This is a genomic window from Halobacteriovorax sp. RZ-2 (assembly GCF_043196685.1).
GTDB lineage: Bacteria > Bdellovibrionota > Bacteriovoracia > Bacteriovoracales > Bacteriovoracaceae > Halobacteriovorax_A.
The window spans coordinates 1,008,951-1,020,745 of record NZ_JBEBMR010000001.1 but is presented as its reverse complement, the minus strand read 5'-3'; the positions used below and the strand labels follow the sequence as shown (position 1 = coordinate 1,020,745).

Genomic DNA, 11,795 nt, shown 5'->3' with positions numbered 1-11,795 from the left:
CACGCCTTACCAATGAAATTTTTGAAAAATTTTTAATTGTGCCCAGATGGTGAAATTGGTAGACACGCTAGACTTAGGATCTAGTGCCTTTGGCGTGGAGGTTCAAGTCCTCTTCTGGGCACCATCTTTTTGGTAGATCGCTTTCGCGGTCTTTTTTTTTGCCTTTCTTCAACTTTAATTTTGTCATTATTTAGCTCTCAACTTCGTAAGATGAATTGATCGTATTACTTGTTTAAACGATCCTATATTCCACTCTGCACGAAGGCGGTTGCTTCAAATCAATCATTTGTTATAATTAAATACAATTTGTAGTTAAAAATCGGATTTAAGTGAAAATTATAAAAGTAATACTAATAACTCTCTTTTGTTTCTTCTCTGTGCGTGCAGAGCCAATTGATTTTAAAGAAGTAGTAAGAAATAAGAATGTCGATTTCATAAAATTTCCATATCGGATAGCTTTTGATGGAGAACGACTATCTGAAATATATAAGAAATTTATTATTGATGAAGCAGTCGTCAGCATTAACCACGAAATGGTTAAGCGAACAATGAAGGCCAATCAATTAGACTTTTCAAAATTACAAAAGGATACAATTCTCCAACTTTATATTTCTGTCGATTTACTCGATTATAATAAATTCTCAGTTTTCCAGCATAGGCTTAATAAGACAGAACAAATAAGTCAAAAAAGTATGAATAGGATAAAGGAGCAGCTTGGCCAAAAGTCCTTTCGTTCTTCAGTTTTTTATATGGCCTCTTATGGTAAGTTTTCGCAAGCTAATCCATCTTATGCAGATGTTAGCTTTTTACAAAACTCACCAGTCTCATTAGGTCTAAGCTCTGCTTATTATCCAAAGGATAGTTCATATAATATTTCTGGTAGTCTTTATTACTCTTATCTAACGACTGCTGAGATTGACAACTATACTAGTGATGAAGTTAAGGTGGATCCAGAAATTGGTGGTAACGTCTATTTCTCATATCGCTTACAGTCTCCTGCCATCTCATTGTATGCAGGCTTCGATTTTGAAAAGTTTAATACTTTCAATCTTGAAAATTTACAGAAGAACGACCTTGTTACTTTCGATACAAATGAAGTGCTCTACCTCACAGTAGGGGCCTCTCGCTCAATAGAGGTACTAGGACATAGGATTTTTACTAAATTAAGCTATTCACAGTCGCTATCATCTCAAAGAAGCATAAGTTTAGCTAACGCAGAGAATACACAAAGCTTTACTGGTAGCAAAATTCTCTTATACCTGTTTAAAAACGTCGGGAATAATTTCTTTGCTCACAGTTTAATTAAATATCATTGGATGAATGGCCCATCAGATATCACGACACTAAGAGTGGGACTAGGTTTTGGCTATATTTTATAAAATTTAAACTTTTATTCACTAATACCGACAATATATATTGAGGTGTATGTGAAAAAGTATAATTTAATTTCAGTTTTATTTATTGCTCTTATTTTTCAATCTTGTTCATTTGATGCTTCCAAGTTTATTGCAGATGACGATTCAGTAGTTGAAGGGGATACTCTCGTTCTAACTCAGGATGATCTCGTTTTTAACCTTGGTACTGTTAGTGAGAAGAGTGATCTCTTGCGATCGGATACTATTTACGAAGATATTCCAAAAAGAAATATCATTGAAAAAGAAATCTCTTTAAAAGGTCATCGTGCTCCAGCGTCTTCAAGTATGGAATATGACCTATATGTCGTTCAAGAATTTGATACGGCCATGAAAATTGCTTTCTATCTCTACAAAGATATTCGTAAGTGGAAAGAGATCAGAGAATTAAATGGAACAGTTGATATGCATGTTGGACAAACAATTAAGGTTCCAAGAATTCCTGAAGAGTTGGAATATATAAGACCTGAAGGCGAGCCATATTTAATTAAGAAGGATGATACTCTGGGAAAAATTTCACAGGGAGTGTATGAAGGCAATAGTCGTTTCTGGATTAATATTTGGGATAATAATAAAGAGATCATTGACGACTATGATCTTATCTTTCCTGGGTTTACTCTATACTACAAAGACTTTGAGACAGTTCAAATGGAGTATCATGCGGTAAGAAAAAAGTATGATTTTTCAAACCCGAAAAGAAGAGAGATCAGTTCTGAAAAAATTATTAAAAAGTAAGAAAAATAGAACTAATCAAATTATTTTAATCTCCTTGATCGTTGTGGGAGTGGTCATTGCTTCAGCTTTTATAAATCCTTCTAAGGATAAAGCTGTCATTCCTATTCTCCCTGTTCCAAAAGTTACCAAAACAAAAGAGAAGCCTACTGAAGTTGAAGTGGCTGAAGTGGCTGAAGTGGCTGAAGTGGTTGAAGAAATCAAGGTTGTTGAGAAGGTCGAAATTCAGCAGATTGTGATTGAAAGAGGATCTCCTAAAAATAAGAAAGATATGATTACCGAATCCTTTAGTTGGACGTCGCTAAATCAATTATCTAAATCTGGTAAATACGTTGTAGAAGTTCTCAATAGCAAAGATGAAGTAATAAATAGAGAGATCGTTAATCAACGTTCATATGACTTCAAAGAAAACCAAACCGGCCATTATAAAATTAAAATTTCTCATTTTGAAAATGATCAACTCGTTTCATTTGGCGAAAAGAATTTCATTCTTACTCCCCCTGAAAATAGTAAGCCGAAGCAGATGAATAAGTATGTGATGAAGTATAATTCAAAAGATAAGTGCTACCGAGTCGATCTTCCTGATTATAAGACTGCAAAGAAGTACTATATTGAAATTTATCGCGATAGTAAGATGAAGCGAATTGTTAGGGAACTCTGGTCTGATAGGTCTGAATTCTGTTGGCGTAGCACCCGAGATGGACGCTATTACTTTCGCTATAAGTATATCGATTACTGGGGCGGCCGTTCTCAATATTCCGCTACTTCTGAAGTTATTTTTCCCATATCTCCAATGACAAATTTCTAACGGTATTAGAACAAGGTTAATATTTTCTTAATCTTTCTCAATTTGTATGAACTTGGTTTGTCGAGCCTCTTAGATGTTGATAGGTTTTCCCATATCAAAATGTGAATTCTATTGAGAGGGAGGATTTATGCCTAAAATGTTAAAGGGATTACTGTGTTTACTTGTGCTTCTAACGGGGCTTAATTCATTTGCAAATGATCAAACGGATAGTGACCAAACAACTGAGCCAATGCCAGTACCACTTAGTACTGCTTGTATGGTACAGGGAAACTTTGGTGACAACTTACCAGTTAGAATAAAAATGAGTCGTGTCTTTCATGAGTGGGCCAAAAAGCGCATTATTGATAATACAACGATGGAAGAGTGTTATGAGATCGCTGGTGACATTGCCAATCTTGATATCGGAATAAAAGATGTAAAAACGGGTGAGATCATTAAGACTATCTCTGCGAGGCTGTGGTTTAAGAATTTTGAAACTTCTGAATTCATCGAAGACGAAGTATTTCGCGACTTCTAAAACAATTTCAGCTACTTGAGGCCTTTTAGTATTCAAAGGGCCTCGATAAGTTCGTGTGTACCTTTTGTACAGCACTTGTAATGCTTTCAAGATTGAGTGAAATATTCTTTGTTGATGATAATCTTACTTTAGTTCAATTTTAAAATTAAAGGAAATGATCATGAAGGCATTATCAATCGCATTCTTTACTCTATTGATTTCAGCTAGCTCATTTGCTGGTGATCTTGATCTTGAGTTAGAGAAGAAGCTAAATACAATCAAAGAAGAAATTTATCATCATGAGCAAGAGAGTACTGCTCTTAATATTTCAATTATAAAAAGGCAAAAGGCCCTTGATAGTCTTCTTTTAAAAAGGCAGATTTTAGCAGAAGAGACGGCATTACAACATGTTATAAGAAACTTAGAAGATCGCCTTGCTCATAATGACTATTCTGCTGATGAAGAAGATCGTATTCTCGATGCGATGAATACATTACTAGAAGTTAGCGCGGAAGACGGAGAAGATGCCATTAATCGCTTCTTCAACGATCACAAAGACAATAGAGAGTAATATAGTTTTATTTAGAGCCTATTGTCTTTGCCCAAATTTTCAAATGGTGGTAAATAGATGGCATGAAGACTCTTATTTTAGTATTTGCGGCGATTTCATCATATGCAATCAATATCAAAAAATTTGAAATAGACTACCGTGAAAAATCAAAGGAATTTGATGTCTCAATGCTTTCTGGAAAAAAGAAGGGCATTCGCTTCTATCAGGGAACAATTAGCGATACGATTGCTCAGCCTGTTGATAAGGTTCTAGAAACAGTTCTTGCCTTTGATAAGCGTTGTAATAACGAGTACAGGGATAAGCGTACGCTTTCTGCTAAAAATATCTCATGTCCATTCTCGAGTGATTCACTAATCGAATCAGTAATCATTAAAAATCTTAAAGTTAAAAAACTGGATAAGAATGAAATTAAGCGTTTTGTCGTAAAGCGCAGGTCATATAATCGCGGTCTTTATACATATAATGACCTTATTCGTGTCTATCGATATATGGATGGTTTCAAGATCACGATGGAGATGTTGAATGATAAGCAATCTAAGGCCTATATCTCTTCTCCTCTTAGTAATAACAGTGTGATGCAAACCTCTGGTGGGGTTTACTATATAATGCCTGCCTCCGGTGGCAAAACTCGCTATACATACACATTTACTTGTAGCACTGACCATTGGTTACTTAATAAATCCATCACGGTCTCAACATTTTTTAGCAACATGGCCAAAAATTTACGATCAGAGTTTAATACAATTAATAATTGAACAATTGTATTATTTCCACGGCCCTTGAAACACAGCGTCTAGCGTGTTAGAGTCCCGGAAATTAAGAAATTACGCCTATTAAAAATGACGGTCACTTAGTCATTATCCCGCTCTTGTCGAGCAAAAAATCCGTGGCCAGCATTCTAGGCTTGCGTTTAAGGAGTCAAAATTGAATTTTAACGAAATTCCACTTAAGGAATCGCTGCTTCGTGCACTCGAAGATAGAGGGTTCGAAACAGCTACAGATATCCAGTCTAATGCTATCCCATTACTAATTGAAAAAGACACTGACTTTGTTGGTCAGGCCCAAACTGGGACAGGTAAGACTGCGGCTTTCTCTCTACCACTACTTCACCGTATTGATGGAAATGAGAAAAATATCCAAGCAATTATCCTTTCTCCAACGAGAGAGCTTGCTAACCAAATCAATGAAGAGATTAAGAAATTCTCAACTTTTGAAACAGTTAAAACGATGTCGGTTTATGGTGGTACACCAATTGATAATCAAATTAGAAATCTAAAAAAGATTAGACCACAAATCGTTGTAGGTACTCCAGGACGTGTTCTTGACCTTATCGATCGTGGTGTACTTAAACTTGAAAATGTTAAGTATGCAGTTCTAGATGAAGCTGATGAAATGCTTGATATGGGATTCCTTGATGATGTTAAGGAAATTCTTGCTCAAGCAGAAAATAAGAAGACGTGGATGTTCTCTGCAACGATGCCACCTGCAATTCTTGATTTAATCAAAAACTACCTTGATAACCCTGAGATCGTAAGAGTTCAAAAGAAGACTCTTTCAAATGATAATATCACTCAGAAGTTCTACCTAGTACGAGATCAAAACATGAGAGAAGCGGTTTGTCGTCTTCTTGATGCTGTTGAAGACTACTACGGGATTATCTTCACAAAGACAAAGCTTGAAGCAAGCTCTCTTTGTGATGAACTAAACCTAAGAGGTTATCTTGCAGATTCTCTTCACGGAGATATGGACCAGAAGCATCGTGATGTAACAATGAAGAAATTCAAGAACAAGAAAGTTAAACTTCTTGTATGTACTGATGTTGCTGCTCGTGGGATTGACGTTGATCACTTAACTCACGTTTTTAACTATGGCCTTCCACAAGATCTAGAGTCTTACGTACACCGTATTGGTCGTACTGGACGTGCAGGTCAAAAAGGTTTAGCTCTTTCAGTTGTTTCACCAAGTGAAATTAGAAAGATCTCTGCTCTTGAAAGACTAACAAAAGCAAAGATCGAAAGAGAAAGAATTCCAACTGTTGATACTCTTAAAGGTGCAATGGTTCGTCGTAAACTTAATCACTTTGATGAAATCTTTGAAGAACTTGAAGGTGATGACAACCTTGATGAAAGCTTCAATATTTTCGCTGAAAACTTTGATCACCTAGAAAAAGAGCAAGTACTAAGAGCGATGTACATGTCACTTTTCTCTGATAACTTAAAGCGTTTTGAAATGAATCCAATCATTGATATGGAGCCAAGACAAAGAGGTGAGAGAGGAGAGCGTGGTGCTCGTGGTGAAGTTAGAGCTGACAACCGTGGAAATATCCGTTGTTTCGTAAACTACGGACGTGATGATGGAGCTCAAATTAAGTCTTTCCTAGACGCAATTGCAGGTGAGCTTAATATTGACCAGAGAAAGATCCGTAACGTTCAGTTAAAAGATAAATTCTCTTTCATCGATATTCCTATCGAAAGTGGAAAGCTACTTATTAACGGTGAAGAACAAGTATTTATCGGTAATAAAAAGCTAAGATTTGAAGCGACAAAAGAGCGCTCACGTGATGGTGGACGCGATGGTGGTCGTGGTGGACGTTTTGGTCGTGGTGGCGATCGCGGTGGACGCGGTGGTGATCGTGGCGGTCGTGGTGGTTTTGGTAACCGTCGCAACTCTGGACGTTCAAACGGTAATAGAGGAAACTCTCGCAACTCATTCTAATTAAATGAAAAAATATGATGTCATAATCATTGGTGCTGGTGCCGCAGGTTTATTCTGCGGCATTCATGCTGCCAAGAGAGGAAGAAGCGTTTTAATCCTTGAAGGTGCCAAAGGTCCTGGAAAGAAAATTCTTGTCTCTGGTGGAGGCCGTTGTAACTTCACTAATCTTGATGTCACTCCTAATTTCTATGTTTCAAGTAATCCTCATTTTTGTAAGTCGGCCTTAAGCCAGTATACGAATTGGGACTTTATTTCTTTTATTTCTGAACACAATCTAACGTATACAGAAAAGACTCTAGGGCAGCTCTTTTGTGATCAAAAGTCTCGTGGAATTCTCGAGGCGCTACAAAAGTCTATTCCAAGTAACTGTGAATTGAGAGTAAATAGTCGAGTTATCGACGTGGAACACGAAGAAGAGTATGTGGTTTCTTTAAGTGATGGGACAACCTTCTCAAGTGAGACACTTGTTCTTGCAACTGGTGGTCTTTCTTTTCCTGGGCTTGGAGCAACGGATATCGGTTATCGTGTGGCCAAGAAATTTGGTCATAAATTAATCGAGACGACACCTGCACTTGTTCCGTTTACGCTAGATAAGGTTAATGCGAACCTGGCAGGTATTGCAATTGAGTCGGAAGTAAAAGTAGGGAATAAGAAATTTCTAGAAAATATTCTATGGACTCACAAGGGACTAAGTGGCCCATCGATCCTAAAAGCATCGTTATATTGGAATAAGAAAGATGAAGTGAAGATTAATTTTCTTCCTAAATCTGATCTTTATGAAATCTTAAAAGAACATAAGAAAAAGAATCTAGTGAATGCTTTAAAGGGACATCTACCAACACGCTTTGTAGAGCTTTGGCTTGCTCAACATGAGCTTCCTTTAAATAGAAATTGTGCTGAATTGTCTGGGGCGCAAAAAGAAAAACTTATCGAAGTTATGCACCATTGGACTTTTGTACCAAGTGGAACTGAAGGTTACCGCAAGGCCGAAGTTACGAGAGGTGGTGTCGATACAAATCAAGTAAGCTCTAAATCAATGGAGAGTCGATTGCAAAAGAATCTTTACTTTGTAGGTGAAGTTCTTGATGTTACAGGACTTCTAGGAGGATATAACTTCCAATGGGCCTGGTCCTCTGGCTATGTAGCTGCAAAATATGTATAATTTCTCTATGAGAAATAAGAGAAAAGAAAAAGCAGTCGTATTTACTGGTGGTGGAAGTGGTGGACACGTTGTTCCTGCCCTTACTTTAATTGAAAAATTAAAGCAGGATGGAGTAAGGATTTACTATATCGGCTCATATACGGGAATTGAGTCTAAGCTCACTCAGGATAAGGTTAATCGCTATATTGGTGTTTCAACCGGTAAGCTTAGAAGATACTTAGACTGGCAAAATGTGACAGATATTTTTCGCTTAATGATTGGGCTAGTCCAATGCTTTTACTATCTTGCCCATATTCGAATGAGAGCAAATACAATTGTATCAATGGGGGGCTTTGTTAGTGTTCCTACTGTTATTGCAGGAAAACTCCTCGGTTATAAAATTATTGTTCATGAACAGACTTCTCGTGTAGGACTTGCAAATAAGATTGCTTCACTTTTTGCTCACCGTGTATTTGTAAGTTTTAGAGATTCATTAAAATACTTTCCTCAAAAGATAGTTCGTTACTCTGGTTACCCGGTACGAGATGAGTTTAAAACAACTCAGTTAAAAACTCGTACTTTCAAAGGTATTGAATTAAAAGACTCCGAAGCACCTATTTTCTTTATCACTGGTGGGGGAAATGGCTCAAAACTTTTAAATGATAAAATTAAAGAGAACTTGGATTCGCTAACGAAGCAATTTGTTGTTATCCACCAAGTGGGGAGCCAGTATATTGATGAATATAGCTCTCTTGAAAGCAGTCGTTACTATCCAGTTGCTTTCCTTGGTGATGAAATGCCAGATCTAATGAAGGCCGCAAAGTATATTATCTCTCGCTCTGGTGCGGGAACGGTGGCGGAGTTAATTGCAATTGGAAAACCAAGTCTTTATATTCCCCTGAAGATCGCTCAAAAAAATGAACAGTATCATAATGCAATGGAAGCAAATCGTCTTTTGGGATCGGTTGTTATTACTGAAGATGAATTTGGGAATTGTGATTTACTTGAAGAAATTAAAAAGATCCCATCACATGCTACCCCTCAAGATAGGGAGCATGCGAGTGAGATTATATTAAAAGAAATTCTACAGTCTTAGTAGGACACCACGAGACTTAATCGTCTTGATGTAGTTTGAGAAAGGCTTAATCTTTCTTCTTAGATTTGATAGGTGAGTATCAATATTTTGTGAGTTCACATCACTGTCGGCCCAAACTACTTGAGAGATATGATCTCTTGAAAAGATTTTGTTAGGGTTTGAAGCTAATAGCGTGATGATCTTATACTCAGTTGTCGTAAGCTTAATCTCTTTACCTTCAAGAGTGACATTTTGCTGATCAAGGTTGATTGAAAAATTATGATCTTCAAAATTAATCTCATTCTTCTTTTTACGACGGTGCTTACTCTTCTTAGCTTCAACTTTATTCTTAATACGAGCAACTAGTTCATTGATAGTAACTGGCTTAACAATAAAGTCTTGTGCACCAATCTCAAGCCCTTTTACACAAGCTTCTTCAGAAGGGTCTCCCGTTAAGAAGATAACAGGTGTACGAGGAGCTAGTTCTCTGGCCTTGCTGAATAGTTCGAAACCATTCACTTCAGGCATGTGAAGATCCAGTACCATGATGTCTGTTTTATTAGTGTTTAAGAAACTTAGTAACTCTAGAGGGTTCTGAATTAACTCCAAATCAAAATCATCCTCAAGAAGATCTTGATAGTTTTCTAAGTTATCGCTGTCGTCGTCAACGATTGTTACGTGTGGCTTATGTGCCTTTAAAGATTTTGACATGATTCAACTTCTCGTTCTTTAGTTTTGAACTATAACGTATTGATTTTAAAGGTTGGTTCATATGGTCGTCAATAAGATAAATATATGTTCACCGCGTCTTTGGGGAATAATTTATAGAATTTCTTTAATTATAGGTACTTAAGGAGCTGTAATCTTGATAAAAAAAAGCCCCTAGTTTCTCTCTAGGGGCCTATATTCGTAGCTTTAAAAATTTTTAATGCCGACAATTTTGCCTAATCTTTACTCTTTTTTTCTTTTCTAACTACTGAACGTTTATTAGCAGCAAGCTCTTTCTTTCTGATACGGATATTTTGTGGAGTTACTTCAACCCACTCATCGTTATCAATCCAGTCTAGTGCCCACTCAAGAGTTCTTGGTCTTACTGGTGGAAGGATGATATTTTCATCTTTACCAGCAGTACGAACTGAAGTCAGCTGCTTACCACGACAGATATTTACGTTGGCATCGTTCTCTTTCTTACTTTCACCGATAACCATACCTTCATAAACCATATCACCTGGTTCAACAAAGAATTCACCGTTGTTAAGAAGGTTAAAGACAGCGTACCCTGTAACTTTACCAGCTCTATCCGAGATAATAGCACCGTTTTGACGAGCAAGCATATCTCCTGCGTATGGACGGTAACCTAAGAATTCAGTTGAAAGGATCCCTTCACCACGAGTATCAGTCATGAAAGCACCACGGTAACCAATTAGACCACGTGATGGAATTTCAAATTCAATTCTTGTACGGCCTTCACCAATTGGCATCATTGAAGACATGATCCCTTTTCTGATTGAAAGCTTCTCTGTTACAACTCCTGTGAAATCATCAGGAACATCAAGAACTGCTAGCTCATATGGCTCTTGTCTCTGGCCGTCGATTTCTTGGAAAAGAACTTCTGGTCTTGAAACCATTAGCTCAAAACCTTTACGTCTTAGCTCTTCGAATACGATAGCGATTTGAAGCTCACCACGGCCCTTAAGCTTATATACTTTTGCATCATCAGTTGCTTCATACTTAAGAGCAACGTTTAGACGACAAGCATCTTGTAAGAATTCTTCAAGCTTTCTTGAAGTTAGGTATTCACCTTCTTGACCACTCATTGGAGATGTTGAAACCGATACGTTAACTGCAACAGTTGGCGGTTCAACTTCAATTCTTTCTAGTGGGTTTTGAGCTGTCGTTGGAGTGATTGTATCTCCAATATGAACTTCTTCAATACCTGCACAGATTACGATCTCACCAGCGTGAGCTTCGTTAACTTCAACAGTTTGAAGACCTGAGTAAGTTTGAATATTTGAAACTTTAAAGTTTTTAGTTTTACCATCACCGATACAAGTGAATTGTTGATTTTTAACAATTGTACCTTTGTGGATACGACCTACAAACTGTTGTCCTAGGAATTTTGAGTATGTAAGGTTCGATACTAGAAGTTGTAGTGGAGATTCAATATCTCTTTCTGGCTCTGGGAAGTAGTCAGATACCATAAAGTCTAGAACTGGAATCATGTCTTCTCTAACTACACCTGGCTCCATTGCGGCCCAACCATTCTTAGCTGAAGCATAGATGAAAGGGATATCAATATCGAAATCTTCAACTTCAAGTTCAGTCGCAATTTCAAGAAGTAGGTCTTCACATTCACCTTTAACTTCGTCAATTCTTTGGTCTGGACGGTCAACCTTATTGATAATAACGGCAACCTTAAGTCCACGTGAAAGTGCCTTTCTAAGTACAAAACGAGTTTGTGGAAGAGGACCTTCTGAAGCGTCTACTAGAAGTAGTACACCATCGACCATCATTAGAGATCTTTCTACTTCTCCACCAAAGTCCGCGTGGCCTGGAGTATCAAGTAGGTTGATCTTTGTGTCTTTGTAAAAGAAAGAACAGTTTTTAGCTGTAATTGTAATCCCGCGTTCTTTTTCGATCTCGCCAGAGTCCATTACTCTCTCTTCAACTTCAGCGCGTTCGTCAAAAGTGTTTGATTGCTTTAGGATTTCATCAACCATGGTTGTTTTACCGTGGTCAACGTGCGCAACTACTGCGATGTTTTTTAATTTCTCGAATTGACTCATTGTGCCCCTTTCTTGTCTGTCTTATCTGCTTTCTATTAATGAATTTATTTGCTACACAA

The 11,795-nt window shown here is 37.3% G+C and carries 11 protein-coding genes and 1 tRNA gene; 10 read left to right on the top strand and 2 right to left on the bottom strand.

Annotated elements, in window-relative coordinates; genetic code table 11:
* Nucleotides 1-40 precede the first annotated feature (40 nt).
* The 10 genes from ABMA78_RS04820 (at nt 41) to ABMA78_RS04775 (ending at nt 8,971) form a co-directional block, all read left to right on the top strand.
* A tRNA-Leu gene (locus tag ABMA78_RS04820) sits at nt 41-124 on the top strand.
* 205 nt (nt 125-329) lie between these two features.
* The gene (locus ABMA78_RS04815) at nt 330-1,379 is read left to right on the top strand and encodes a hypothetical protein (RefSeq protein ID WP_392857568.1); all 1,050 of its coding nucleotides are present in this window, start codon (nt 330-332) and stop codon (nt 1,377-1,379) included.
* 48 nt (nt 1,380-1,427) lie between these two features.
* Nucleotides 1,428-2,147, top strand: a complete 720-nt coding sequence (locus ABMA78_RS04810) for a hypothetical protein (protein WP_392857567.1) — start codon at nt 1,428-1,430, stop codon at nt 2,145-2,147.
* On the top strand, nt 2,089-2,952 hold the full coding sequence (locus ABMA78_RS04805; protein ID WP_392857566.1) for a hypothetical protein: 864 nt from the start codon (nt 2,089-2,091) through the stop codon (nt 2,950-2,952). The genes ABMA78_RS04810 and ABMA78_RS04805 overlap by 59 nt, the downstream gene beginning before the upstream one ends.
* Before the next feature lie 127 nt (nt 2,953-3,079).
* Nucleotides 3,080-3,469: a hypothetical protein gene (locus ABMA78_RS04800; protein ID WP_392857564.1), complete on the top strand. Its 390-nt coding sequence runs from the start codon at nt 3,080-3,082 to the stop codon at nt 3,467-3,469.
* 160 nt (nt 3,470-3,629) lie between these two features.
* On the top strand, nt 3,630-4,019 hold the full coding sequence (locus ABMA78_RS04795) for a hypothetical protein (RefSeq protein WP_392857562.1): 390 nt from the start codon (nt 3,630-3,632) through the stop codon (nt 4,017-4,019).
* 62 nt (nt 4,020-4,081) lie between these two features.
* Nucleotides 4,082-4,774 carry a hypothetical protein gene (locus ABMA78_RS04790; RefSeq protein ID WP_392857560.1) on the top strand — a complete coding sequence of 231 codons (693 nt, stop codon included), beginning with the start codon at nt 4,082-4,084 and terminating at the stop codon, nt 4,772-4,774.
* 169 nt (nt 4,775-4,943) lie between these two features.
* Nucleotides 4,944-6,734, top strand: a complete 1,791-nt coding sequence (locus ABMA78_RS04785) for a DEAD/DEAH box helicase (protein WP_392857558.1) — start codon at nt 4,944-4,946, stop codon at nt 6,732-6,734.
* Between the two features lie 4 nt (nt 6,735-6,738).
* Complete coding sequence (locus ABMA78_RS04780; protein ID WP_392857556.1) at nt 6,739-7,896, top strand: NAD(P)/FAD-dependent oxidoreductase; 1,158 nt, start codon at nt 6,739-6,741, stop codon at nt 7,894-7,896.
* 7 nt (nt 7,897-7,903) lie between these two features.
* A complete protein-coding gene (locus ABMA78_RS04775) occupies nt 7,904-8,971 on the top strand; it encodes a glycosyltransferase (RefSeq protein WP_392857554.1) in 1,068 nt (355 codons plus the stop codon).
* Here the strand turns inward: ABMA78_RS04775 and ABMA78_RS04770 are convergent.
* Nucleotides 8,960-9,661 (bottom strand): response regulator transcription factor, encoded by a 702-nt coding sequence (locus tag ABMA78_RS04770; protein ID WP_392857551.1) that lies wholly within the window; start codon nt 9,659-9,661, stop codon nt 8,960-8,962. The genes ABMA78_RS04775 and ABMA78_RS04770 overlap by 12 nt on opposite strands.
* A 233-nt stretch (nt 9,662-9,894) precedes the next feature.
* The gene (typA, locus tag ABMA78_RS04765; protein ID WP_392857548.1) at nt 9,895-11,736 is read right to left on the bottom strand and encodes a translational GTPase TypA; all 1,842 of its coding nucleotides are present in this window, start codon (nt 11,734-11,736) and stop codon (nt 9,895-9,897) included.
* Nucleotides 11,737-11,795 lie beyond the last annotated feature (59 nt).

What these genes read in the sequence shown, in the direction of transcription:
- ABMA78_RS04805 (WP_392857566.1), top strand. Translation starts at nt 2,089, where the DNA reads ATGATTTTTCAAACCCGAAAAGAAGAGAGATCAGTTCTGAAAAAATTA.
- ABMA78_RS04800 (WP_392857564.1), top strand. Translation starts at nt 3,080, where the DNA reads ATGCCTAAAATGTTAAAGGGATTACTGTGTTTACTTGTGCTTCTAACG.
- ABMA78_RS04795 (WP_392857562.1), top strand. Translation starts at nt 3,630, where the DNA reads ATGAAGGCATTATCAATCGCATTCTTTACTCTATTGATTTCAGCTAGC.
- ABMA78_RS04790 (WP_392857560.1), top strand. Translation starts at nt 4,082, where the DNA reads ATGAAGACTCTTATTTTAGTATTTGCGGCGATTTCATCATATGCAATC.
- ABMA78_RS04780 (WP_392857556.1), top strand. Translation starts at nt 6,739, where the DNA reads ATGAAAAAATATGATGTCATAATCATTGGTGCTGGTGCCGCAGGTTTA.
- ABMA78_RS04775 (WP_392857554.1), top strand. Translation starts at nt 7,904, where the DNA reads ATGAGAAATAAGAGAAAAGAAAAAGCAGTCGTATTTACTGGTGGTGGA.
- ABMA78_RS04770 (WP_392857551.1), bottom strand. Translation starts at nt 9,661, where the DNA reads ATGTCAAAATCTTTAAAGGCACATAAGCCACACGTAACAATCGTTGAC.
- typA (WP_392857548.1), bottom strand. Translation starts at nt 11,736, where the DNA reads ATGAGTCAATTCGAGAAATTAAAAAACATCGCAGTAGTTGCGCACGTT.